Raw genomic sequence first — 24,371 nt, 5'->3', positions numbered from 1 at the left:
CGCCGCCACCTCGTACACGGCGAAAGGCCGGTGTCCACCCCCCAAGGGGCGAACACCGGCCTTCACGATCGGTCGTGCACGGCTCAGAGGCCGTAGCGCTCCCGGGCCTCCTTGACGGCGGACGCCGGAACCTCGCCGCGGCGGGCGAGCTGGGCCAGCGCGGCCACCACGATCGACTGGGCGTCGACACCGAAGTGGCGGCGGGCGCCCTCACGGGTGTCCGACAGGCCGAAGCCGTCCGTACCCAGCGAGGTCCAGTCCTGCTCCACCCACTGGCTGATCTGGTCCGGGACCTGGCGCATCCAGTCGGAGACGGCGAGCACCGGGCTGGTGACGCCCTCCAGCGCGCGGGTCACGTACGGGGTGCGGAGCTCGCCGCGCAGCAGCGCCTCGTCGCACTCCAGCGCGTCGCGCCGCAGCTCGCCCCAGGAGGTGGCGGACCATACGTCGGCGGCCACGTTCCAGTCGGCGGCGAGCAGCTGCTGCGCCTCCAGCACCCAGTGGATGGCCGTACCCGAGGCCATGAGCTGGATCTTCGGCGCGTCGGCGGCCGGGGCCGCCTCCGCCAGGTCCGCCGCCGTGTTGAAGCGGTACAGACCCTTGAGGATGCCTTCCTCGACGCCCTCGGGCATCGCGGGCTGCGGCTTCGGCTCGTTGTAGACCGTCAGGTAGTAGAAGACGTCTTCCGGCTTCTCGCCGTACATCCGGCGCAGACCGTCCTTGACGATCACCGCGATCTCGTACGCGAAGGCCGGGTCGTAGTTGAGCGACGCCGGGTTCGTGGACGCGATCAGGTGCGAGTGGCCGTCCGCGTGCTGCAGGCCCTCACCGGTCAGCGTGGTGCGGCCGGCGGTGGCGCCCACGATGAAGCCCTTGCCGAGCTGGTCGGCGAGCTGCCACATCTGGTCGGCGGTGCGCTGCCAGCCGAACATCGAGTAGAAGATGTAGAAGGGGATCATCGGCTCGCCGTGCGTCGCGTACGACGTGCAGGCGGCGATGAAGTCGGCCATGGCGCCGGCCTCGGTGATCCCCTCGTTGAGGATCTGGCCGTCCTTGGCTTCCTTGTAGTACATGAGCTGGTCGCGGTCGACCGGCTCGTACGTCTGACCCAGCGGCGAGTAGATGCCGGCCGACGGGAAGAGCGACTCCATACCGAAGGTACGGGCCTCGTCGGGGACGATCGGCACCCAGCGCTTGCCGGTCTCCTTGTCCCGCATCAGGTCCTTGACGAGCCGGACGAAGGCCATGGTGGTGGCCATCTCCTGCTTGCCGGAGCCCTTGAGCAGCGGGGCGAAGGAGCGCTCGGCCGGAGCCGGCAGGGCCACGTGCTTGACCTTGCGGGCCGGGGCCGGGCCGCCGAGGGCCGCGCGGCGCTCGTTCAGGTACTGGACCTCGGGGCTGTTCGCGCCCGGGTGGCCGTACGGGACGACGCCGTCGGCGAAGGCGCTGTCCGGGATCGGGAGGCCAAGGAGGTCGCGCATGTCCTTGAACTCGTCGATCGTCAGCTTCTTCATCTGGTGGTTCGCGTTCTTCGACTCGAACCCGGCACCCAGCGTGTAGCCCTTGACGGTCTGCGCCAGGATGACCGTCGGCGCGCCCTTGTGCTCCAGGGCGGCCTTGTACGCGGCGTACACCTTGCGGGGCTCGTGGCCGCCGCGGGAGGAGTGGAAGCACTCGGCGATCTTCGCGTCGGACAGGACGCCCGCCAGCTGCACGAGCTCGGCGTTGGCGCCGAAGAAGTGCTGGCGGATGTAAGCCACGTCGCGGGTCGCGTACGTCTGGAACTGCGCGTCCGGTACCTCGCGCAGGCGGCGTACGAGGGCGCCCGTGGTGTCGAGCTGGAACAGCTCGTCCCAGGCGGAGCCCCACAGCGACTTGATGACGTTCCAGCCGGCGCCGCGGAACTGGGCCTCCAGCTCCTGGACCACGCGGAAGTTGGCGCGGACCGGACCGTCGAGGCGCTGCAGGTTGCAGTTGATGACGAAGGTCAGGTTGTCGAGCTGCTCGCGGGAGGCGAGGGCCAGGGCGGCGGTCGACTCGGGCTCGTCCATCTCGCCGTCGCCCAGGAAGGCCCAGACGTGCGAGTTGGCGGTGTCCTTGATGCTCCGGTTCTGCAGGTAGCGGTTGAAGCGCGCCTGGTAGATCGCGGAGAGCGGGCCGAGGCCCATGGACACCGTCGGGAACTCCCACAGCCACGGCAGGCGCCGCGGGTGCGGGTAGGACGGCAGGCCGTTGCCGCCGGACTCCTGGCGGAAGTTGTCGAGCTGCTGCTCGGAGATGCGCCCGTCGAGGAAGGCGCGGGCGTAGATGCCGGGGGAGGCGTGGCCCTGGATGTAGAGCTGGTCGCCCGATCCGTCGGCCTCCTTCCCGCGGAAGAAGTGCTGGAAGCCGGTCTCGTACAGCCACGCGGCGGAGGCGAAGGTGGCGATGTGGCCGCCGACGCCGTACTTGGAGCCGCGGGTCACCATGGCGGCCGCGTTCCAGCGGTTCCAGGCGGTGATCTTGGCTTCCATCGCCTCGTCACCGGGGAACTCCGGCTCGGCGGCGGTGGGGATGGTGTTGACGTAGTCCGTCTCCAGCAGCTTCGGCAGGGCGAGGCCGGCGGCCTCGGCGTGCTGGAGCGTGCGGCGGAGCAGGTATTCGGCGCGGCGCGTACCGGCGGCCTGTGCGACGGCGTCGAGGGAGGCCGCCCATTCGGCGGTCTCCTCGGTGTCGCGGTCCGGGAGCTGGTCGAGCTCGCTCGGAAGCTTTCCTACGGGGTCGGACATCGGTGTGCGCCGCCTTCCGGACAAAGGAGAGGTGGTGAAAAAATCCCTGACGGGCAGGACAGGGTCGTCGGACCTGGTTGAGGTCCGCGACGACTGTAAATCGCTGATCGATGATCGATCAAATAAAAGTGACGAAGAAACGTCCATATGACAAAAGTCGGCACCGCGTGCCAGGAACCAAGGCACGCAGTGCCGGTCAAATCGGGACGATACGACGCGGTCAGGCGGGGTCGGGCGTGGTCAGGCGCGCGGAGCGCACCCCAGGACGTGCCGCTTCACCAACAGGCCGATGTCCGGATCCTGGCTGCGGAACGCCTCGACGAGGGCTTCGTGCTCCTCCGCGTAGGACTTCTGGACCGTACCCAGCCACCGGATGGACAGGGCCGTGAACACCTCGATGCCCAGGCTCTCCCAGGTGTGCAGCAGCACGCTGTTCCCGGCCGCCCGCACCATCTCGCGGTGGAAGCCCACCGTGTGCCGCACCTGCGCCGTGCCGTCCTTGATGCGGTCGGCCTCCCACAGTGCGGCGACGTGCGGCTCCAGGGCCGTGCAGTCCGTCGCCAGCCGGGGCGCGGCCAGCTCGGCCGCGATCTGCTCCAGGCCGGCCCGGACCGGGTAGATCTCCTCCAGGTCCGCCGCCGACAGATTCCGTACGCGCACACCCTTGTTGGGCGCCGACTCGATCAGCCGCAGCGTCTCCAGCTCGCGCAGGGCCTCGCGTACGGGCGTCTGGCTGACCTCCAGCTCCACGGCGATCCGGCGTTCGACGATCCGCTCGCCGGGCTTCCAGCGCCCGCTGACGATCCCCTCCACGATGTGCTCGCGGATCTGCTCGCGCAGCGAGTGCACGACGGGTGGGGTGATCATCGGCGGTTCATCTCCTGGTGTGTGTGCAGGGTCGATACGGGGCCTGATGCGTAGACAATACGGCGGCGCCCCCGCCCGGGAGTATCCCGGACGGGGGCGCCGACAGTGAGGCTGGTTACAAGCCGTTCGGCTCAGAGACCGAGCTCGACCTCGAACTCGCCGGCCTCGAGGATCGCCTTGACGGCCGAGAGGTACCGGGCCGCGTCCGCGCCGTCCACCAGGCGGTGGTCGTAGGACAGGGTCAGGTACGTCATGTCGCGGACGCCGATGACGGTGCCCTCGGGGGTCTCGATGACCATCGGGCGCTTGACCGTGGCACCGATGCCCAGGATGGCGACCTGGTTCGGCGGCACGATGACGGTGTCGAACAGCGCACCGCGCGAGCCGGTGTTGCTGATGGTGAAGGTCGCGCCCGACAGCTCGTCCGGCGTGATCTTGTTGCCGCGGACCTTGCCGGCCAGGTCGGCGGTCGCCTTGGAGATGCCCGCCAGGTTGAGGTCACCGGCACCCTTGATGACCGGGGTCATCAGGCCCTTCTCGGAGTCCACGGCGATGCCGATGTTCTCCGAGTCGAAGTAGGTGATGGTGCCCTCGTCGTCGTTGATCCGGGCGTTGACGACCGCGTGGGCCTTCAGCGCCTGGGCGGCGGCCTTGACGAAGAACGGCATCGGCGAGAGCTTGACGCCCTCACGGGCCAGGAAGGACGCCTTCGCCTGCTCGCGCAGCTTCATGATCTTGGTGATGTCCACCTCGACCACGGAGCTGAGCTGGGCCTGCGAGTGCAGCGCCTTCATCATGTTGTCGCCGATGACCTTGCGCATGCGGGTCATCTTGACGGTCTGGCCACGCAGCTCGGAGACCGCGGCGGCCGGAGCCTTGGCGGCCGGGGCGGCGGCGGCCGGAGCCGGCGCGGCGGCGGCGGCCTTGGCGGCCTCGGCGGCGGCGAGGACGTCCTGCTTGCGGATGCGGCCACCGACACCGGTGCCCGAGACCGTGGACAGGTTGACGCCGGACTCAGAGGCGAGCTTGCGCACCAGCGGGGTCACGTAGGCGCCCTCGTCGCCGGCCTGGACCGGGGTGACGGGAGCGGCCGGGGCGACCGGAGCCGGAGCGGCGACCGGGGCCGGAGCGGCGACCGGGGCCGGGGCGGCGACCGGGGCCGGAGCGGCCACGGGAGCCGGGGCAGCCACGGGAGCCGGAGCGGCAGCGGCCGGGGCGGCCACGACCGGAGCCGGGGCGGCGACCGGAGCGGCAGCCTGGACCGGAGCCGGGGCGGCGGCGGCCGGGGCGGCGGCGGGAGCCGCGCCCGCGACACCGATGACGGCCAGGCGGGCGCCGACCTCGGCGGTCTCGTCCTCGCCGACCAGGATCTCCAGCAGCGTGCCGGAGACCGGCGCCGGGATCTCGGTGTCGACCTTGTCCGTGGAGACCTCGAGCAGCGGCTCGTCGGCCTCGACGGACTCGCCGACCTGCTTCAGCCAGCGGGTGACGGTGCCCTCGGTGACGGACTCGCCCAGGGCGGGGAGCACGACATCGGTGCCGGACGCGGCCGGAGCGGCGGCGGCGGGGGCGGGGGCCTCGGCGACCGGCGCGGGAGCCGGGGCCGCGGGGGCCTCGGCGACCGGAGCCGGAGCGGCGGGGGCCTCGGCGGCCGGAGCGGCAGCCGCGGCCGGCGCGCCGGAGCCGTCGTCGATGACGGCCAGCTCGGCCCCGACCTCGACGGTCTCGTCCTCGGCGACCTTGATGGAGGCCAGGATGCCCGCCACGGGGGAGGGGATCTCGGTGTCGACCTTGTCGGTCGAGACCTCGAGCAGCGGCTCGTCGGCCTCGACGCGCTCGCCCTCGGCCTTCAGCCAGCGGGTGACAGTGCCCTCAGTGACGCTCTCACCGAGCGCCGGAAGGGTTACGGAAACCGACATGGTTTCTGTTGCTCCTAACGAAAGTGCGGAAGTGGTCGTCGCGCCCAGTGACGATTAGTCGTGTGCGTGCAGCGGCTTGCCGGCGAGGGCCAGGTGGGCCTCGCCCATCGCCTCGTTCTGCGTCGGGTGCGCGTGGATGAGCTGCGCGACCTCGGCCGGCAGGGCTTCCCAGTTGTAGATCAGCTGGGCCTCGCCGACCTGCTCGCCCATCCGGTCACCGACCATGTGGACGCCGACCACGGCACCGTCCTTGACCTGGACGAGCTTGATCTCGCCCGCGGTCTTCAGGATCTTGCTCTTGCCGTTGCCCGCAAGGTTGTACTTCAGGGCCACGACCTTGTCCGCACCGTAGATCTCCTTGGCCTTGGCCTCGGTGATGCCGACGGAAGCGACCTCGGGGTGGCAGTAGGTGACGCGCGGGACACCGTCGTAGTCGATCGGGACGGCCTTGAGGCCGGCCAGACGCTCCGCGACCAGGATGCCCTCGGCGAAGCCGACGTGCGCGAGCTGGAGGGTCGGGACGAGGTCACCGACGGCCGAGATGGTCGGCACGTTGGTCTGCATGTACTCGTCGACCAGGACGTAGCCGCGGTCCATCGCGACGCCCTGCTCCTCGTAGCCCAGGCCCTGCGAGACCGGGCCGCGGCCGACGGCGACCAGCAGCACCTCGGCCTCGAAGGTCTTGCCGTCGGCCAGCGTGACGCGCACGCCGTTCTCGGTGTACTCGGCCTTGTCGAAGAAGGTGCCGAGGTTGAACTTGATGCCGCGCTTGCGGAAGGCCCGCTCCAGCAGCTTGGAGCTGTTCTCGTCCTCGACCGGAACGAGGTGCTTGAGGCCCTCGATGACGGTGATGTCGGAGCCGAAGGACTTCCACGCCGAGGCGAACTCGACGCCGATGACGCCACCGCCGAGGACGATCGCGGACTCGGGCACGCGGTCCAGGACCAGCGCGTGGTCCGAGGAGATGATGCGGTTGCCGTCGATGTTCAGGCCCGGCAGCGACTTCGGCACGGAGCCGGTCGCCAGCAGGACGTGGCGGCCCTGGATGCGCTGACCGTTCACGTCGACGGAAGTCGGGGAGGAGAGGCGGCCCTCACCCTCGATGTAGGTCACCTTGCGGGAGGCGACCAGGCCCTGCAGACCCTTGTACAGGCCCGAGATGATCTCGTCCTTGTACTTGTGGACACCCGCGATGTCGATGCCCTCGAAGGTGGTCTTCACACCGAACTGGGCGGCCTCGCGAGCCTGGTCCGCGATCTCACCCGCGTGCAGCAGAGCCTTCGTGGGGATGCAGCCGTTGTGCAGGCAGGTGCCACCGAGCTTGTTCTTCTCGATCAGGGCAACGTCCAGACCCAGCTGGGATGCGCGCAGCGCCGCGGCGTAACCGCCACTGCCACCGCCGAGGATCACTAGGTCGAAAACGGTGCTGGCGTCGTTCGCCACGTCACGTCCTCCATGCATGTGCGCCGGGCACCGGTCCTCTGTGACCGGGCGGCGGCTGGTAATCGGCCGCTTGTTTCTTCGGCCCTGTGGTGGGGGCCCTGTCCTGCCGAGAACCCATCTTCGCATTTGTCGGGGGAACGCGGGACGGCGGGCCCGGTCTGTGGCAGGTGCTTCTGTCCGAAGCAGGGGTTACCGAAGCGTAGAAACCTACGGATTTCGTTGAGAGCTGAACGCGCCCCGGGACCTGATCATGGTCCCGGGGCGAGTCACGTCTCACATGTGGTGCGTCAGCCCAGGTCGCCCGTGGCCGTACGCTCGGCCAGCCGCACCAGGGTGCGCACGGCCGAGCCGGTGCCGCCCTTGGGCGTGTAGCCGTACGGCGCGCCCTCGTGGAAGGCCGGGCCCGCGATGTCGAGGTGGGCCCAGGTGATGCCCTCGCCGACGAACTCCTTCAGGAAGAGGCCGGCCAGCAGGCCGCTGCCCATGCGCTCACCCATGTTGGCGATGTCGGCGGTGGGGGAGTCCATGGACTTGCGCAGGTCCGCGGGGAGCGGCATCGGCCACGAGGACTCGCCGACCTCCTCGGCGATCTCGTGGATCGACGTACGGAAAGCGTCGTCGTTGGCCATGATGCCGAAGGTGCGGTTGCCCAGGGCCAGCACCATGGCGCCGGTCAGCGTGGCCACGTCGACGATGGCGTCCGGGTTGTCCTCCGAGGCCTTGGTCAGCGCGTCGCCCAGGACCAGGCGGCCCTCGGCGTCCGTGTTGAGCACCTCGACGGTCTTGCCGCTGTACATGCGCAGCACGTCACCGGGCTTGGTGGCGGAGCCGGACGGCATGTTCTCGGCGAGCGCCAGCCAGCCGGTGACGTTCACCTGGAGGCCCAGCTTCGCGACCGCGACGACGGAGGCGAAGACGGCGGCGGCGCCGGCCATGTCGCACTTCATCGTCTCGTTGTGGCCGGCCGGCTTCAGGGAGATGCCGCCCGAGTCGTAGGTGATGCCCTTGCCGACGAAGGCCAGGGTCTTCTCCGCCTTGGGGTGGGTGTAGGTGAGCTTCACCAGGCGCGGCAGGTTCTCGGACCCCTTGCCGACGCCCATGATGCCGCCGAAGCCGCCCTTGACCAGTGCCTTCTCGTCCAGGACCTGGACCTTGACGCCGTGCTCCTTCGCGGTCGCGGAGGCGACCGCGGCGAAGGCCTCGGGGGTCAGGTCGTTCGGCGGGGTGTTGACGAGGTCGCGCGCGATGTTGACCTCGGTCGCGACGACGGTGGCGCGCTCGGCCGCGGTCTTGTGCTCCTTGTCGCGCGGCTTGGCGCCCAGCAGGGCGATCTCGGCGAGCGGCTGCTTGGGGCCGCTGTTCTTGTCGCCGGCGGCCTTCTTCTCGCCGCCCTGGTAGGCGGTGAAGGCGTACGCGCCCAGCAGCGCGCCCTCGGCGACGGCGGTGACGGCGGAGGCGTCGTCCAGGGGAAGGGCGAAGGCGGCCTTCTTGGAGCCGTGCAGGGCGCGGGCGGCGGCGCCGGCGGCGCGGCGCAGCGCCTCCTCGTCGAACGACTCGTCCTTGTCCGGAACGGCGCCGAGTCCGACCGCGAGCACCATCGGGACCTTCAGGCCCGCCGGGGCCGGCAGCTTGGTGATCTCGCCTTCGGCGCCCGAGGCGCCGACCGCGTCGAGCACGGCGGCGAGCTTACCGTCGTACGCCTTGTCCACGGCCTCGGCGCCCGCGGCCACGACCGGGCCCTTGGGGCCCTTCGCGACACCGACGACGAGGGCGTCGGCGCGCAGCGTAGCCGCGCCGGAGGTGCTGAGAGTCAGAGCAGTCACGGTGGTGAAGTCTCGCTTCCGTTTGTATGTGTGGGCCGAGTGGGTGGACGGCCATCCGTAGCGATCGTATTCGGGCCCGACGGCCGCCAGAAATGAGCCTACGCGCACGGGCTCTTCCGTACGTCACTCGAAGGTTTGGCAAGTTGTTCGATCAGGACGCCTGCAGATTCACCCATCTGTGGACTCTGCTCCAGGTTTGCCCCGTAGACCTGACGAGGTCCGAAAGACTCGGTCCACTCTCGCAAGGGGACGCGGGGTTCCTTTGCATGATTTCCACAGAGCCTCCCCGGCCCGGCCGACCGCCATAGGGCCGTGTCGAGGGATGCCTGCGGGGGGAAAGGCCGAAATGGTCAATAAGAACCGGATGAACAGGATCGCCGCCGCCATGGCCGCGGCAGCCCTGGTGTCCGTGGCAGTACCTGCCGCGACCGCCCAGGCGGCCACGGCCGCGCGCATCGACCTGAAGGTGCTGGTCGTCGACGACGGCGGCAGCTCGGTCGAGGCGATCACCGCGGAACTCCGGGACACCGGAGTCCCGTACACCCGTGTGCAGCTGGGCAGCAGCGGCCGCCCGGTCATCAACGCGGGCTTCCTCAGCGACACGGTCGACGGCCGTCCGCGCGCCAAGTACCAGGGCGTCGTCCTGCCGAACGAGAACCCCTTCGGCGAGGGCTCGGCCGAGATGGCCGCGCTCACCGCGTACGAGACGACGTACGGGATCCGCCAGGTGGACGCCTACACCTGGGCCCACCCGGGCGTCGGGCTGGAGTACACCGACAACGGCGGGTACAGCGGCCAGCTCGACGGCACCCAGGCCGCGGTCACCGCGGCCGGCAAGGCGGGCCCCTTCGCCTACCTGGGGGGCCAGGTCACCTTCGAGGACAACTCGGCGCTCGTGCCCGAGAGCTACGGCTTCATGGGCAAGCCGCGCACCGGCTACACCAGCTACCTCGACGCCCCCGTCGGTTCCGGCCGGGCCTCGCTCGTCGGCGAGTACGCCCACGACGGGCGCAGCGAGCTGGTCGTCACCTTCGGCTACAACCAGTACCAGCAGCAGTTCCGGCTGCTGGCCCGGGGCATCGTCGACTGGCTCACCCAGGGGGTCCACCTCGGCCAGAGCCGCAGCTACTTCGCGGTCCACGTCGACGACGTCTTCGCCCCCGACGCCCGGTGGAGCAAGGAGCTCAACTGCACGCCCGGCGACTACGCCTGCGCCGGCGGCGAGGGCAAGGAGAGCACCATCCGGATGACCGCCGCCGACGCCGTCTACGCGGCGCAGTGGCAGCAGTCCAAGGGCTTCAAGCTCGACATGCTCTTCAACGCGGGCGCCGGAGAGGAGTGGAAGGCTTCGAACGGCGGCACCGACGCCCTCACCGCCCAGCTCGTCGCCGACCGGGCCAAGTACCGCTGGATGAACCACACCTACACGCACCCCTTCGTCGGCTGCGTCCAGGACACCACCACCACGCCCTGGACGTGCACGAAGAACGCCGCGGGCGCCATCAACTGGATGAGCCGTGCGGAGATCTCCGCGCAGATCCGCGACAACAACAACTGGGCCGCGGCCAAGGGCATCACCACCGACCGGACCGAGCTCGTCACCGGCGAGCACTCGGGCCTCAAGACCCTCCCGCAGCAGGCCCAGGACAACCCCAACCTGGCCGGCGCGCTCGCCGACAACGGCGTCAAGTGGGCGGGCAGCGACAACTCCCGCGAACCCGCGCAGCGGGCCGTCGGCGCCGCCCTCACCGTGCCCCGCCACCCGATGAACGTGTACTACAACACGGGCACCAACGCGGAGATGGCCGACGAGTACAACTGGATCTACGCCAGCCGCGCGGACGGCGGCAGCGGCATCTGCGAGGACAACCCGGCGACTTCCACCTGCCTGCCGGCCGCGCTCGACGTCAACACCGGCTACCTGAACTACATCGTCCCGCAGGAGGCCCGGACCGCCCTGCGCCATGTGCTGGCCAACGACCCCCGCCCGCACTACGTCCACCAGTCCAACCTCGCCGAGGACCGCACCCTCTACCCGGTGCTCAACCAGGTCCTCGACACCTACCGCGCCCTCTACGCGCCCAGCGCGCCGATCGTCAACCAGACGATGAAGGAAGCCGGCGTCGAGCTCGGCCGCCGCACCGCCTGGGACAAGGCGCTCGCCGACGGCAAGGTCACCGCCTACCGCATCGGCACCGCCGTCACCGTCAAGGCGCCCTCCGGGGTCGTCGCCCCGGTGACCGCCCCCAACGGGACCAAGAAGCAGCTCGTGCTCGGCACCGCCGACTTCGGCACCGCCTACGCGGGCACCCGCTCCAGCTGGACCCAGCCCGAGCTGCTCCAGAGCGCCGTCACGCTCAAGCTGCCCGCCTGACCGTCCGGGCCGACCAGCAGCAAGCCGCTACGAGAACCACCTAGCGCCGGCGCTCCGCGACACCACGGGCGCCGGCCCCTTTTTCCGTCCTGGGGGGACACACCGCATGAGCCATGGGCGTCATGTCACCATGCTCACCGAAGGCACCTATCCGCACGTCCACGGGGGCGTCAGCACCTGGTGCGACCAACTGGTCCGAGGCATGCCGGAGGTCGACTTCAACGTCATAGCCCTGACCGGCTCCGGACGCGAGCCGGTTACCTGGGAACTCCCGCGCAACGTCTACCGGCACACCGTCGTACCGCTCTGGGGGGCCACTCCCCGGCGCGGCCGCCGGTCCGTCCTGCGCGGCAAGGCCCACCGCCGTTTCACCGAGGTCTACGAAACCTTCCTGCTCTCCCTGCTCGACCCTGGCCACGGGGGATTCTCCGGGGCCCTGCGCGAACTGGCCGTCCTCGCCCGGGCCGGGAAGCTCGCCCCGGCCCTGCGCTCCGAGTCCGTCCTGCGCCTGCTGATGGACGTATGGACCCGCCCGGGCCTCGCCGTCGCCGCCGCCGAGCCCACCATCCACGACGCGCTCACCGCCACCGACCTGCTGGAACACGCGCTGCGCCCGCTTTCCGTGCGGATCCCGCCCGACAGCGTCGCGCACGCCGTCAGCAGCGGCCTCGCCACCCTCCCGGCCCTCGCCGCCGCCTACCTCGACAAGGTGCCCTTCCTCCTGACCGAGCACGGCATCTACCTGCGCGAGCGCTACCTCGGCTACCGCAGCGCCGCACAGCGCTGGCCCGTCAAGGCGCTCATGCTCGGCTTCTACCGCGAGCTCAACACCGAGGGCTACCGGCAGGCCGACCTGATCACCCCCGTCAACCAGTACAACCGCCGCTGGGAGGAGCGCGGAGGCGCCGCCGCCGACCGGATCCGCACCGTGTACAACGGCGTGGACCCGTACGCCTTCCCCGAGGCCGGCCCCGAACCCGAGGTGCCCACCCTCAGCTGGTGCGGCCGCATCGACCCCATCAAGGACCTCGAAACCCTCATCCGGGCCTACGCCTTCATGCGCGTGGAGATGCCGACCCTGCGGCTGCGACTCTTCGGCCCGGTGCCGGCCGGCTGCGAGGAGTACAAGCTCCGCCTGGAGAAGCTCGCCGCCGAGCTCGGGGTGACCGACGGGGTCTCGTACGAGGGCCGCATCGAGCAGGTCGCGCAGGCGTACGCGGCCGGCAGCGTCGTGATGCTCTCCTCCATCAGCGAGGGCTTCCCCTTCAGCATCATCGAGGCCATGTCCTGCGGCCGCACCACCGTCTCCACCGATGTCGGCGGGGTCCGCGAGGCCGTCGGCGACACCGGCCTCGTCGTCCCGCCGCGCGAGCCCGAGACCATGGCGCGCGCCACCCTCGCCCTGCTCCGCGACGACGAACGCCGCGCCGAGCTCGGCCGGATGTCCCGCAAACGGGTGGTGGAGAAGTTCACCCTCCACCAGTCCGTGGACGGCTTCCGGCACATCTACAGGGAACTCGCCGGCCAGCCGGTCCTGCCCGTCCGCGAGGGCGACGACTGGACCCAGCGGCTCGCCGACCCCTGGTACCGCGAACTCGCCGCAGACGGGAGCCTGTGGTGAGCGGATCCCTCTGGCTCAAGGTCCCGGGCGGCGACACGCTGCCCGCGATCCCGCGGCCCCGGCGTACCGTTCCTCCGGCCGCCGACCCCATGGACGAACTCGCCGAGCGCTTCGACGTGTTCATCGCCTCCGCCGTCCACCCCGACGAGATCGCCGCCGTCCTCGAATCCGACGGCATGACCGACGAGCACATCCGGCTCACCTACGGCCGCCACGACTCCTTCGCGCTCGCCGAGGAGCTCTACGCCCGGGTGCCGCGCTCCTTCCCGGAACCCGACGGCGTCCCCGACCCCTGGAAGGTCTCCCTCACCGCCTGCCTGCTGCGCGGGGTGATCTTCGCCCTGCCCGGCCTGGCCTACGTGCTGGGCGCCCCCCTGCTCGAAGGGCCGAAGGACCGCCTCGGCCTGCCCGCCGGGACCCTGACCCTGCTCGCCGGGGCGCTCATCGGCTGGGTGTGGGACCAGACCCTCTCCCACCGGGCCTACTCCTGGCTCGGGCTCGGCGACCGGGCCGCCGCCGGGCGGACCCTGCTCGCCGGCGCTCCCGCCGGGTCCCTGCTGGGCACCGCCGCCGCACTGGCCGTGCCCGGCGGGCCGCCCTTCTCGTACGCCTTCGCGGCCGGACAGGCCCTCTACGTCGGCGCCGCCACCGTCCTGCTCGTCCTCGGCCGGGAGCGGGTCCTGCTCGCCGCGCTCGGCCCGATGGCCGCCGGGGCCCTGCTCGCGCTCTTCGTGGACCTGCCCGTGCCGGTCCGCGTGACCCTGCTCGTGGTGTCCCTGCTGGCGGCCTGCACCCTGGCCGTACGGGAACTCCCGCTGGCCGAGGGCGCGCGGGCCGCCGCCGCCCGCGTACGCGGCTGGGCGGCGCGCCGCCCGGGAACGGGTCCCGTGCTCTGGCGGATGCTGCGCGGCCCCGAGGAGGAGTACGCCCCGCGCGGGCCGCGGCTGGGGGACTCCGTCCCGTACGGGGTCTTCGGCCTCGGGACCGGCCTGCTCGTGCTGTACGCCGCCCTCGGGGAGGTGCTCGCCGGGGGGCCCGCCGAGGCCGTCGCCGCCCCCTCGGCGGTGGCGCTCACCCTCAGCATGGGTCCCGCGGAATGGCTCCTGCACCGGTTCCGCAGCGGCAGCCTCGCCGGACTCCGGGCGGCCCGCTCGCCCGAGGCCTTCCGGCGCCGGATGCTCTCCACGCTGGCCCAGTGCCTCGCCGCGTACCTGACGGTGCTGCTGGCCCTGGGACTGGCCGGCACCCTGCTCTGGCCCGGCGCCCCGGCCCTGACCGGGGTCCGCGCCCTGACCCTGCTCCTCCTCGGCGCCGTGATGTGGACCGGGCTGCTGCTCCAGTCGTTCGGGGCGGTCCGGCCCGCGGCCGTGGTCTGCGCCTCGGCAGCCGTGGCCCAGAGCCTGGCCCTGCTGACCGGGCTGGGAGCGCCGCGGGCGGTCCAGCTGGTGGTGGCGGCCGCCGCCGCGGCCACCCTCGCCGTCCTGGTCTGCCTGCGCCTCGGCCGTGCGACGGCCCACCGGTGAACGATGTGAACGCGAAGAAGGACCCCATGCTGCTGGTGCCCCTCTACGAGCACCCCGCCGACCGGCCCGAGGAGTGGGAGCGGCTCATCCGCTCCGCGGGCCGGCTCCACTCGGTGGTGCTCAACCCCGACAGCGGGCCGGGCGACGCCCCCGACGAGCGGTTCGCGCTCGTCTCCGAACGGCTGCGCGCGGCCGGGGTGGCAGTCCTCGGCTACACCGACACCGACTACGGGCGCCGCCCGCACGCCGCCGTGGTGCGCGACCTGCTGCGCCACCGCGACTGGTACGGCACCGACGGCGCCTTCCTCGACCAGGCGGCCTCCGGCCCGGAACTGCTGCCGCACTACGGGCGGCTCGCCGTGGCCGCCCGGGCCGCGGGCGCCCGTACCCTCGTCCTCAACCACGGCGTCCACCCGCACCCCGGCTACGCCGGCCTCGCCGACCTCCTCGTCACCTTCGAGGGGCCCTGGGACGCGTACGAGGACGCGGCCCCCGTACCGCCCTGGACCGCCGACCACCCCGCCCAGCGGTTCTGCCACCTCGTCTACGCCGTCCCGCCGGGCGCGCCCGCCGCCGAACTCGCCGAGCAGCGGCGGGCCGCGGTGCACTGCGCGGTCCCCGGGACGGGCGCCCACCCGTGGGGGACCCTCCCGTACGCCCTGGAGGCCACGGCATGAGGCCCGGGACGCGATGGCGGCTGCTGTTCCTCGTACCGCTCCTGCTCCTCGCCGCCTGCACCACCGAGGGGTCCGACGAGGGGCCCGACGACGTGTCGCCGGCCCCGGCGCCCGGGCAGCGCTGGCAGCCCGGGCCCGGCGTCAGCTGGCAGTGGCAGCTCACCGGGAAGCTCGACACCTCGGTGCGGGCGGCGGTGTACGACGTCGACGGGTTCAACACGACCAAGGAGCAGGTAGCCACCCTGAAGCGGGCCGGCCGCCGGACCATCTGCTACCTCTCCACCGGGGCTTGGGAGGACTTCCGCCCGGACGCCGCCGCGTTCCCCGAGTCGATCCTCGGCGAGGGCAACGGCTGGGAGGGCGAGCGCTGGCTGGACATCCGGCGGCTCGCGGAGCTGGAGCGGCTGATGGCCAAGCGGTTCGACATGTGCCGGGACAAGGGCTTCGACGCGGTGGAGCCGGACAACATGGACGGCTACGCCAACGAGTCGGGCTTCCCGCTGACCGCCGATGACCAGCTGCGCTACAACCGGCTGATCGCGAAGCTCGCCCACGACCGGGGCATGGCGGTCGGCCTGAAGAACGACCTCGACCAGATCCCCCAGCTGGTGGGGGAGTTCGACTTCGCGGTCAACGAGCAGTGCGCCCAGTACGAGGAGTGCGAGCGGGTGACCCCGTTCATCCAGGCCGGGAAGGCGGTCTTCCACGTCGAGTACGAGCTCAGGGCGAGCCGCTTCTGCGCCGCCACGCGCAAGCTGAAGTTCAGCTCGATGGAGAAGAAGTCCGACCTCGGCCCCTGGCGCAAGGCCTGCCCCTAGCCCCTAGCCCTAGCCCCTGGGCCTGTGGACAGGATCTAGCCCACCGGAAGGATCGCGTGCACCCGGTAGCCGCCCCCGTACCGGGGCCCCGCGAAGCAGGAGCCGCCCAGGGCGCCGGTGCGCTCGCGCATGCCGAGCAGGCCGTGGCCGCCGCTGTCGTCGGGCTCCGGCGCGGAGTCCGCCGGGTCGGCGGGCGGAGCGCCTCCGTCGTCCAGGACGGTCACCTCCACCGAGGTTCCGACCCGGACCACGCTCACCTCGGCGCGCGCCCCCGGCCCGGCGTGCTTGCGTACGTTGGTCAGCGCCTCCTGGACCACCCGGTACGCGGCGAGGTCCACCGCGGCGGGCAGCGGGCCGTCCGCGCGCCCCAGCTGGACGATGACCTCCACCGGCAGCCCGGCGTGCCGGAAGGTGTCCACCAGCTCGTCCAGGACGGACAGTCCGGGCGCGGGCTCGGTCGGCGCCTCCGGGTCGCCGGACTGGCGCAGCAGCCCGACCGTCGCCCGCAGCTCGTTCAACGCCGAGCGGCTGGCGTCCCGTACGTGGGCCAGGGCCTCCTTGGCCTGGTCCGGGCGCTTGTCCATGACGTGCGCGGCGACCCCCGCCTGCACGTTCACCAGCGCGATGTGGTGGGCCACCACGTCGTGCAGGTCCCGGGCGATCCGCAGCCGCTCCTCGGCGACCCGGCGCCGCGCCTCCTCGTCCCGGGTCCGCTCGGCGCGTTCGGCCCGCTCCCGGATGGCGTCGACGAAAGCCCGCCGGCTGCGTACGGCGTCACCGGCGGCCGCGGCCATCCCGGTCCAGGCGAAGATCCCGATGTTCTCCTGCGCGTACCAGGGCAGGGGCCCGGCGAGCATGGCCACGCCCGTCAGCCCGGCCATGGTGAGCAGCCCGATCCGCCAGGTCGTGGGCCGGTCGGTGCGCGCGGCCACCGTGTACAGGGAGATCACCGTGCACATGGCGACGGGCGCCCGGGGCTCCCCGGTGGTCAGCTCCAGCAGCGAGAGCCCGCAGGTCACGGCGAGCACGGTGCGCGGCCGTCGGCGCCGGAACACCAGGGCGGCCGCGCCGAGCAGCATCAGCAGCAGCGAGAACGGCTCGGGGGTCCGCGTCCCGAAGGTGGGCCCGTGCGGCCCGTGCGGATCGGCGAACGACCCGAGGACCATGGAGACGAACACCCCGAACGCGAGCACGGCATCGGTGGCGAGCGGGTGGGTCCGCATCCACTGCCGGGTGGGCGCGAACGGCCCGAGGTCTGTCGTCACCCCGATACCGTACGGCCTGCCCCGGCCGGACCGTTCAGGCCGCCCGGCTCAGGCCGCTTCGCCCCGGCCGTGCCGTCCCGTCCGGGTGTCCAGCGGCGGCGGGCGGCTGCCCAGCGGCAGCCGGGAGCGCTCCGGCCCCCATTTCGTGCGGACCACGCAGACGGCCATCACGGCGGCGATGGCCGCGAGGTGCTCCTTGCCGGCCAGGTTGTCCTTGACGAGCACCTCGCCGATCATCACCAGGACCACCGCGGCGCCGGTCACGTACGCCCGGTAGCGCCAGCAGACGTAGATGGCGAGGCCGACCACCGCCGCCGAGGGCCCGGTGTCGTTGACGATCCGGTCGGACACGGGCAGGCCGAAGGGGTGGTCGGGGCCCAGCGAGAGCCCGATCCGCGCGTAGGTGGTCCCGGCGAGCGTGGCGACGTAGCCGATCACCAGCGTGCGCCACCAGCCGATGCAGATCTCCGAGATGCCGAAGACGAGCAGGATCTGCGCGAGCGCGCCCCATACCGGCAGGTCCAGGGCGGGCACGAACAGCGACAGGGGGGTCCGCAGCACGGCCAGCCACAGCGGGTCGACGGCTTTGACCGACCCGAGGTTCTGGACCGGCTGGAACCCCCAGGAGGTGTTCTGCACGATCTGGAAGACCGAGGTCAGGCAGACCGCGCCGAGGGTCATCGGGATCGCGCGCCATTTCTCGTGGACGAGCGCGTCCCGGACGGTCCAGAACAGGGGCCCCCACTCGCGGCGCGCGAACCGCCGCAGTGAGGAGGTGTTCCACGCTGTCAACGGCGCGTCTCCAGGTGTCTGCGGTGCAGCCACTTCGGCAGACCGGGAGCTTCGAGGAAGCCCTCGGCCCGGCCCGCCGCGATTCCGATCCGCAGCAGGTCCGAACTCTTCTCGAAGAGCATGAACCGCGGTTCCCAGATCGGCCGGTATTTGGCGTTGGCCCGGTAGAGGGACTCGATCTGCCACCAGCGGGAGAAGAAGCTCAGCAGCGAGCGCCACATCCGCAGCACCGGTCCCGCGCCGAGCCGGGACCCGCGCTCGAAGACGGACCGGAACATCGCGAAGTTCAGCGAGACCTGGGTGACCCCGATCTCCTTGGAGCGTTCCAGGAGTTCGATGACCATGAACTCCATCAGGCCGTTCTCGGAGTCCCGGTCACGGCGCATCAGGTCCAGCGACAGGCCCTGGGGCCCCCACGGTACGAAGGACAGCACGGCCCGCAGATCGCCGTTGCCGTCGGTGCACTCCAGCATCACGCACTGGCCGTCGCCGGGGTCGCCCAGCCGGCCCAGCGCCATCGAGAAGCCGCGCTCGGTCGCGCCGTCGCGCCAGTCGTCGGCGCGGGTGAGGAGGACGTCCATCTCCTCGGCCGGGATGTCGGCGTGGCGGCGGATGCGGACGGTGTACCCGGCCCGCTTGACGCGGTTGTACGCCTGCCGGACGGTCCGCATGGCGCGGCCCTCCAGGGTGAACTCGGCGGTCTCCACGATCGCCTCGTCACCGAGCTCCAGCGCGTCCAGGCCGTGCCGGGCGTAGATCTGCCCGGCCTCCTCGCTCGCGCCCATCACGGCGGGCACCCAGCCGTGTTCGCGCGCCTCGGCCAGCCACGGCTCGATGGCGCCGGGCCAGGCCTCGGGGTCGCCGATCGGGTCGCCGGAGGCCAGCGAGACCCCGCCGACGACGCGGTAGGTGACGGCTGCCTTGCCGGTGGGGGACCAGATCACGGACTTCTCGCGGCGCAGTGCGAAGTAGCCGAGCGAGTCGCGGTCGCCCTGCCTGGCGAGCAGCGCCCGCAGCCGCTCCTCGTCGTCCTCGGAGAGGGGGTCCACGGCGCGGCGCGAACGGAAGGCCGCGAACAGCACGGCGAGCAGCAGGAGCATCGACACCACGTTGATGAACACGTCCACCCAGCCGGGCGTGGTGATGTTGCCGTAGGTCTTGGCGTCCGGGTCCAGGGTGATGAGCCGCATCGCGCCGTACCGCCAGCGGGTCAGGAAGGTGGCCCCGGCGGCGTCGGGGGAGGTGTTGGTGGCGCCGACGAGCAGGGCCGCGACCAGCGAGGTGAACAGCAGGCCGACGGCCGCGACGACGGTGGCGAGCGCGGGGTTGGACCGGTCGCCCTTGGCGTAGAACTCCCGGCGCCCCAGCAGCAGTGCGGCGACGAAGGCGGCGGTCAGGCCCAGGGAGACCCAGTTCTGCGCGTGCTCGCGGAACTCGGGGTAGCAGTCGCCCGGGGACCAGTCGGCGCACGGGACGAAGGCCGCGCGGGCGAAGTCGAGCAGCATCATCCCGCCCAGGACCAGGTTCAGGATCCAGGCGGCCCGCTTGCGGCGGCCCATGGTGACCGCCAGCAGCAGGCAGAACAGCCCGGAGGCGAAGCCGGCCGTGAGCAGGTACGGGGTGTAGAAGTTCTCGGTGTTGTGCCGACGCAGATCCTGCCCGAGCGAAACCCACACCGCGCTCAGGAAGTTGACGAAGGTGACGGCGCGCAGATACCACACCGCGAACGCGGCCCCGCGCCGTGATCGGGTGCTCCCCCGGCCGGTCTCCCGGCCGGTCTCCCGGCCGCCCCCCGCCGTCTTGCCGGCGGGGTCGCCGCCGGTCTCTTTCCTGCCGGATGCCGGTCCGGGTACCGGTACGGTGCCGCGGTCGGTCTCTGCGCTGGTCAAACGGACCTCTCCCATAAAAAGCGATCATATGGGGCATCGCTGTCCATAGTGGGCCGGTCGGGGTTCGCGGACTGGTCAGGACCGCGGGCCCCGGTGGCTCACTCCGTCGGCTCCTGCGCCGCCATCCCCCAGACTCCGTCCGGGGGTACCCCCACCGGGAGTTCCGCCGCGAGTGCGGCGGCCGCCTGGACCAGGGGGAGTGCCAGCAGCGCACCGGTACCTTCGCCCACTGTGACGCCGTGGTCGAGCACAGGGTTGAGTGCCATCCGGTCCAGGGCCTTCGCCTGGCCGGGCTCGCCGCTCGCCTGACCGGCGAGCCACCAGTCGGGAGCGCGGAACGCGGCGCGCTGGGCCACCAGACCGCAGGCCGCCGAGACGACGCCGTCGAGGATGACCGGCGTACGGCGCACCGCGCACTGGAGCAGGAAACCTGTGATGGCGGCCAGGTCGGCGCCGCCGACCGCGGCCAGCAGCGCGACCTGGTCGCCGAGGACCGGCCGGGCCCGGCGGAGCGCGTCGCGGATCGCCGCGCACTTGCGCATCCACGCCAGGTCGTCGATGGGCAGGCCGCCACGGCCGGTGACCACGGAGGCGTCGGTTCCGCACAGGGCGGCGACGAGGGTGGCCGCCACCGTGGTGCCGCCGACGCTGAGATCGCCGAGCACGACCAGGTCCGTACCGGAGTCGGCCTCCTCGTCGGCGATGCGGATCCCGAGCTCCAGGGCGGCCCGGGTCTCCTCGACGGTGAGCGCGTCCTCCACGTCGATCCGGCCGCTGCCGCGCCGGACGCGGTGCCTGACCACGTCCTCGGGCAGCAGCCCGGGGTCGCAGTCGAGCCCGGCGTCGACGATCCTCACGGTGGCGCCGAGCCGCCCGGCCAGGATCGAGACGGGGCTGGCCCCGTCGAGCACGGCCCGCACCAGCTCGTGGGCGGTGGAGGCGGCCCGGGCGGAGACGCCCTCGGTGGCGATCCCGTGATCGGCGGCGAACAGCACCACGCGGGGGCGCTCGATCGGCTTGACCGGCACCTGCCCCTGCGCGGCGGCGAGCCACTCGGCGAGGTCGTCGAGCCGGCCCAGCGCGCCGGGCGGTACGGCCAGCCGCTCACGGCGTTCCTCGGCGTCACGCCGGACGCCCCCGTCGGGGCGCTCGATCAGATCGGAGAAGTCGTCGAGATTCAGCGTGCTCATCTGCCAGAGAGTACAGCCGGTGAGGCCCTCCCCTCAGGGGGTGTCCCGGTGCCGGCCGGGCCTCGGGGCACCGAGGCGGACGCCGGCACGACGAGGGGCGCGCCCGGCAGCGGACCCACCGTCAGTTCCTCGTCGTGCCAGGCCGACAGCACGATCGTGACCACCGGGACGCGGCATCACCGCGGCAGTTCCTTGAGGACCAGCGGCTGCCCCGCGACGACGAGGAGCACGTGCTCGCACTCCTGGGCCACCGCGTTGTTGAGACGGCCCAGCTCGTCACGGAAGCGACGGCCCGAAGACGTCGCCGGGACGATCCCCGCGCCCACCTCGTTGCTGACGAGCACCACCCGGCGGCGGGTCGCGCGCAGCGCCGCCACCAGCTCGGCGGCCCGGTCGCGCAGCTGCTGCTGCCCGTGCCTCGCCCACTCCGCGTCGTCCCAGGCTCCGGCCCGGTCCATCGCGTCCGTCAGCCACAGGGCGAGACAGTCGACCAGCAGCGGCGGTCCTTCCTCCGCGAGCAGCGGGACCAGTTCGCAGGTCTCCAGCGTCCGCCAGCGCGCCGGCCGGCGCTCCCGGTGCAGGCCCACCCGCTGGGCCCACTCCGAGTCACCGTCACGGGTGCCGCCGGTGGCCACGTAGACGACCTCCGGGAAGGACTCCAGCCGCCGCTCCGCCTCGAAGGACTTGCCGGAGCGGGCCCCGCCCAGCACCAGCGTCCGGCGCGGCAGGTCCGCCCCCGCGTGGTACTCCCCGACGATCACGGTGGTCCCGTCCGGCACCGCCCGGGCCCCGGCGGACGCGCACCGGCGCTCCAGCTCCCGGCCCGGCGGGGTGTCATGGTCGATGTGGACGGCGATCACGTCCGTGGCCGGGCCCACCGCGCCGGTCGCCCGCAGCCGGGCGAGGGCCTCGGGCCGTCCCAGCACGTCGGCGAGGACCACGTCGTACGGACGCAGCCCCGTGGTCCCGTCGGTTCCCGAAGGGGCCCCGCGCGGCGGCAGGTACAGCAGCCGGCTGCCGTCCGGGCCGGTCACCTCGTACCCGGTGCCCGGCGCGTCCATGGGCACGGCCCGCACCCGGTGCCCGGAGATCACCGACAGCTCCCGACCGTCCGGCACCCGCCCCGCGGCCGGCAGCCCGGGCGGCAGCTCCAGGGCGGGCCCGTTGTGCGGGTGGGTCAGCAGGACCTGCCGTACGCCGGCCAGCGAATGCCCGGCCCGGGCGCCGGCCAGCACCGCCCCGGGGGTCAGGTCGAGCAGCAGGGCCCCGTCGACGAGGACGGCCGTGGCGGCGCGCGCCCGCGTGCCGACGGAGACCGCGCAGGCCGCACAGGGGCAGCCGGGGCGGGGCAGGCCTTCGGGTGTGCCGGTGCCGAGCAGAGTGAGTTCCACAGGATGATCCTCCCGCGTCGCCGAGACTGCTGCGCGCCCGGTTACTCTGCGGGCAGACTCAGGTGAGAAGCGTGCGAGCAGCGGACGAGCAACGGAGGCGGACATGGCGTGGACGTGGCGGTTCGAGACGGCCGAAGGCACCGAGACGAGCCCGTCGGTGGTACCGGAGGAATTCACCACGCAGGGGGACGCGGAGTCCTGGATCGGTGAGTACTGGAAGGACCTGCTGGAAGGTGGCGTCGAGCAGGTCAAGCTGTCCGACGACGCCGGGACCGAGCTCTACACGATGAGCCTGCGCGCGGCCCTGGAGGCCTGAGCCGCGGCCTGGGCCGCCGGGTCCGTACCCGGCGGCCGGTGGCGGGTCAGCCCCGTACGCCGCACAGGTGGAGCAGCGCGGCCACGCCGCGGTAGGGGTCGGTGCGCCCGGCGCGTTCCTCGGCGGCCAGCAGCCGCTCCAGCTCGTCCTCGGGCGGGAGGCTCTCGCCGGCCTCGGTGCCGTCCGTGAAGACGCGTACGCCGTACCAGGCGCCCAGCGGAGCACCGATGCCGTTCAGCGTGGCCGTCAGCCCGGCCAGCCGGTCGGCCCGTACGTCCAGGCCCAGCCGGTTCTTGTAGTCGACGCTGTCGAAGGCGGCCAGCGTGCCGTCCCAGTCACCGCCCAGCCCGGGCCGCATGGCGAGAGCGTCGCCGTTGCGCACGAGCAGGGACAGCAGTCCGCCGGGCGCCAGCATCCGGGCGAGCCCGGCGAGCATGGCGTCCGGCTCGGGCACGTACATCAGCACGCCGTGGCACAGCACGACGTCGAAGCTGCCCGGCAGGAAGTGGGCGCCGGTCTCGCGGCCGTCGCCCTCCATGAGCTGGACCCGGTCGCGGATCCCGGCGGGTTCCGCGTCCAGCGCCTCACGGGCGACGGCCAGCATCCCCGGGTCCTTCTCCAAACCGGTCACCTTGTGCCCGGCGCGGGCGAGGCGCAGCGCCTGGGTGCCCTGGCCCATGCCGACGTCGAGCACGCGCAGCCGCTGCCCCACGGGGAAGCGGTGCGCGATCTGCTCGTCGACCTGCCGGCCCACGAGTTCCTGGCGGACGGCGTTGCGCAGTCCGCCCAGGCCCTCCAGCCACAGGCGGGCTCCCCCCGGGCCTCCCCAGGAGAAACCTTCCCCCGACCCCTCCGATGCCTGCGACGCCCCCGACGCTCCGGGCGTCCCTCCGGTCAGGGCCGTTCCCCGCGCTTGACCTGCGGCTTCGGCAGGCGCAGCCGGCGCATCTGGAGGGTGCGCATGAGGCCGTACGCGACCGCGCCGCGGCGGGGCTCGTTCGGGAAGCGCTCGTTCAGCGCCTTGCGAAGGCGGAACACGAGGCCGATGGAGTCGAGGATGATCAGCGCGATCACGCCGAGCCACAGCATCAGTGCGATGTTCTGGATCGACGACACCCGCACCATGCTCAGCACCAGGATGATCACTGCCAGCGGCAGGAACATCTCGGCGACCGAGAAGCGGGAGTCCACGTAGTCGCGGACGAACCTGCGGACGGGGCCCTTGTCACGCGCGGGCAGGTAACGCTCGTCGCCGTTGGCCAGCGCTTCGCGCTGCTTGGTCATCTCTGCGCGACGGCGCTCGCGGGCTCGCTTGGCATCCTCCTTGCGGTTGCCGGTCGAGGCCACCACGGCCTTGCGCTGCGACTGGGCCACAGCACGCTTCGGCGTAGGGCGGCCCTTCGGGGCCTGCGGGTCACGGGGCTGCGAGAGGTCGGCGCTCACCTTGTCGGTGGCGGCGGCCTTCTCTTCCTTGGAGGAGCGGCTACCAAACACAAAACCCAAGCCTACGTGGTTGCGGGCATGGGCCCCACCCCGGCGGGGAACGATCCGGCAACGGCGGGCGTCTTCCCATTGCAAGGTTCGTGCCACGGGCGCGCTCCCGGTACCGGGGTACCGGTCGGGGGCTCACCTACTCCTCACGCCTGATACGGCGAGGACGCAGTCGTCCTGGAGGAGGAGCGCATCCGTACTCGA

The 24,371-nt window shown here is 72.1% G+C and carries 18 protein-coding genes; 6 read left to right on the top strand and 12 right to left on the bottom strand.

Annotation, left to right across the window (positions count from 1 at the left end):
- Window positions 1-83: 83 nt before the first annotated feature.
- The 5 genes from aceE to OG429_RS12110 all read right to left on the bottom strand — a co-directional run bounded on the left by aceE (window position 84) and on the right by OG429_RS12110 (window position 8,820).
- Complete coding sequence (gene aceE, locus OG429_RS12130) at window positions 84-2,768, bottom strand: pyruvate dehydrogenase (acetyl-transferring), homodimeric type (protein WP_328925319.1); 2,685 nt, start codon at window positions 2,766-2,768, stop codon at window positions 84-86.
- Window positions 2,769-3,008: 240 nt separating this feature from the next.
- Window positions 3,009-3,632 (bottom strand): GntR family transcriptional regulator, encoded by a 624-nt coding sequence (locus tag OG429_RS12125; protein ID WP_328930247.1) that lies wholly within the window; start codon window positions 3,630-3,632, stop codon window positions 3,009-3,011.
- Window positions 3,633-3,766: 134 nt separating this feature from the next.
- A complete protein-coding gene (gene sucB, locus OG429_RS12120) occupies window positions 3,767-5,554 on the bottom strand; it encodes a 2-oxoglutarate dehydrogenase, E2 component, dihydrolipoamide succinyltransferase (protein WP_328925318.1) in 1,788 nt (595 codons plus the stop codon).
- A 54-nt stretch (window positions 5,555-5,608) separates the two neighbouring features.
- Window positions 5,609-6,997, bottom strand: a complete 1,389-nt coding sequence (lpdA, locus tag OG429_RS12115) for a dihydrolipoyl dehydrogenase (RefSeq protein ID WP_328925317.1) — start codon at window positions 6,995-6,997, stop codon at window positions 5,609-5,611.
- Between the two features lie 287 nt (window positions 6,998-7,284).
- A complete protein-coding gene (locus OG429_RS12110) occupies window positions 7,285-8,820 on the bottom strand; it encodes a leucyl aminopeptidase (protein ID WP_328925316.1) in 1,536 nt (511 codons plus the stop codon).
- Window positions 8,821-9,166: 346 nt separating this feature from the next.
- Between OG429_RS12110 and OG429_RS12105 the strand changes: the two genes are divergently transcribed.
- From OG429_RS12105 to OG429_RS12085, 5 genes are all read left to right on the top strand, one after another.
- A complete protein-coding gene (locus OG429_RS12105) occupies window positions 9,167-11,194 on the top strand; it encodes a hypothetical protein (RefSeq protein ID WP_328925315.1) in 2,028 nt (675 codons plus the stop codon).
- 106 nt (window positions 11,195-11,300) lie between these two features.
- Window positions 11,301-12,815 carry a GT4 family glycosyltransferase PelF gene (gene pelF / locus OG429_RS12100; RefSeq protein ID WP_328925314.1) on the top strand — a complete coding sequence of 505 codons (1,515 nt, stop codon included), beginning with the start codon at window positions 11,301-11,303 and terminating at the stop codon, window positions 12,813-12,815.
- Window positions 12,812-14,338 carry a hypothetical protein gene (locus tag OG429_RS12095; protein ID WP_328925313.1) on the top strand — a complete coding sequence of 509 codons (1,527 nt, stop codon included), beginning with the start codon at window positions 12,812-12,814 and terminating at the stop codon, window positions 14,336-14,338. The genes pelF and OG429_RS12095 overlap by 4 nt, the downstream gene beginning before the upstream one ends.
- Window positions 14,339-14,364: 26 nt before the next feature.
- Entirely contained in the window at window positions 14,365-15,015 is a 651-nt protein-coding gene (locus OG429_RS12090) for a spherulation-specific family 4 protein (protein WP_328930246.1), read from the top strand.
- Window positions 15,012-15,833, top strand: a complete 822-nt coding sequence (locus tag OG429_RS12085; RefSeq protein ID WP_328925312.1) for an endo alpha-1,4 polygalactosaminidase — start codon at window positions 15,012-15,014, stop codon at window positions 15,831-15,833. The genes OG429_RS12090 and OG429_RS12085 overlap by 4 nt, the downstream gene beginning before the upstream one ends.
- Window positions 15,834-15,868: 35 nt before the next feature.
- Here OG429_RS12085 and OG429_RS12080 read toward each other — a convergent pair whose 3' ends face one another.
- The 5 genes from OG429_RS12080 to OG429_RS12060 form a co-directional block, all read right to left on the bottom strand.
- Window positions 15,869-17,056: a sensor histidine kinase gene (locus tag OG429_RS12080; protein WP_328930245.1), complete on the bottom strand. Its 1,188-nt coding sequence runs from the start codon at window positions 17,054-17,056 to the stop codon at window positions 15,869-15,871.
- Window positions 17,057-17,146: 90 nt separating this feature from the next.
- Window positions 17,147-17,890 carry a hypothetical protein gene (locus tag OG429_RS12075; RefSeq protein WP_328925311.1) on the bottom strand — a complete coding sequence of 248 codons (744 nt, stop codon included), beginning with the start codon at window positions 17,888-17,890 and terminating at the stop codon, window positions 17,147-17,149.
- Complete coding sequence (locus tag OG429_RS12070; protein ID WP_328925310.1) at window positions 17,887-19,794, bottom strand: phosphatidylglycerol lysyltransferase domain-containing protein; 1,908 nt, start codon at window positions 19,792-19,794, stop codon at window positions 17,887-17,889. The genes OG429_RS12075 and OG429_RS12070 overlap by 4 nt, the downstream gene beginning before the upstream one ends.
- 83 nt (window positions 19,795-19,877) lie before the next feature.
- The gene (gene cobT / locus OG429_RS12065) at window positions 19,878-20,960 is read right to left on the bottom strand and encodes a nicotinate-nucleotide--dimethylbenzimidazole phosphoribosyltransferase (protein WP_405681430.1); all 1,083 of its coding nucleotides are present in this window, start codon (window positions 20,958-20,960) and stop codon (window positions 19,878-19,880) included.
- Window positions 20,961-21,145: 185 nt separating this feature from the next.
- Window positions 21,146-22,360, bottom strand: a complete 1,215-nt coding sequence (locus OG429_RS12060; RefSeq protein ID WP_328925308.1) for a bifunctional adenosylcobinamide kinase/adenosylcobinamide-phosphate guanylyltransferase — start codon at window positions 22,358-22,360, stop codon at window positions 21,146-21,148.
- Window positions 22,361-22,463: 103 nt separating this feature from the next.
- On the opposite strand from OG429_RS12060, the gene OG429_RS12055 reads away from it, so the two are divergent.
- On the top strand, window positions 22,464-22,676 hold the full coding sequence (locus OG429_RS12055) for a hypothetical protein (protein ID WP_328925307.1): 213 nt from the start codon (window positions 22,464-22,466) through the stop codon (window positions 22,674-22,676).
- Between the two features lie 46 nt (window positions 22,677-22,722).
- Here OG429_RS12055 and OG429_RS12050 read toward each other — a convergent pair whose 3' ends face one another.
- Window positions 22,723-23,430, bottom strand: a complete 708-nt coding sequence (locus tag OG429_RS12050; RefSeq protein ID WP_328925306.1) for a class I SAM-dependent methyltransferase — start codon at window positions 23,428-23,430, stop codon at window positions 22,723-22,725.
- A 140-nt stretch (window positions 23,431-23,570) separates the two neighbouring features.
- Window positions 23,571-24,179, bottom strand: coding sequence for a DUF3043 domain-containing protein (locus OG429_RS12045; protein ID WP_328930244.1), 609 nt, complete (start codon window positions 24,177-24,179; stop codon window positions 23,571-23,573).
- Window positions 24,180-24,371 lie beyond the last annotated feature (192 nt).

Source organism: Streptomyces sp. NBC_00190 (assembly GCF_036203305.1).
GTDB lineage: Bacteria > Actinomycetota > Actinomycetes > Streptomycetales > Streptomycetaceae > Streptomyces.
The sequence above is the reverse complement of the archived record's forward strand: the minus strand, read 5'-3'. Positions and strand labels throughout refer to the sequence as shown.

What these genes read in the sequence shown, in the direction of transcription:
- aceE (WP_328925319.1), bottom strand. Translation starts at nt 2,768, where the DNA reads ATGTCCGACCCCGTAGGAAAGCTTCCGAGCGAGCTCGACCAGCTCCCG.
- sucB (WP_328925318.1), bottom strand. Translation starts at nt 5,554, where the DNA reads ATGTCGGTTTCCGTAACCCTTCCGGCGCTCGGTGAGAGCGTCACTGAG.
- OG429_RS12105 (WP_328925315.1), top strand. Translation starts at nt 9,167, where the DNA reads ATGGTCAATAAGAACCGGATGAACAGGATCGCCGCCGCCATGGCCGCG.
- pelF (WP_328925314.1), top strand. Translation starts at nt 11,301, where the DNA reads ATGAGCCATGGGCGTCATGTCACCATGCTCACCGAAGGCACCTATCCG.
- OG429_RS12090 (WP_328930246.1), top strand. Translation starts at nt 14,365, where the DNA reads ATGCTGCTGGTGCCCCTCTACGAGCACCCCGCCGACCGGCCCGAGGAG.
- OG429_RS12085 (WP_328925312.1), top strand. Translation starts at nt 15,012, where the DNA reads ATGAGGCCCGGGACGCGATGGCGGCTGCTGTTCCTCGTACCGCTCCTG.
- OG429_RS12080 (WP_328930245.1), bottom strand. Translation starts at nt 17,056, where the DNA reads ATGCGGACCCACCCGCTCGCCACCGATGCCGTGCTCGCGTTCGGGGTG.
- OG429_RS12070 (WP_328925310.1), bottom strand. Translation starts at nt 19,794, where the DNA reads ATGGGAGAGGTCCGTTTGACCAGCGCAGAGACCGACCGCGGCACCGTA.
- OG429_RS12055 (WP_328925307.1), top strand. Translation starts at nt 22,464, where the DNA reads ATGGCGTGGACGTGGCGGTTCGAGACGGCCGAAGGCACCGAGACGAGC.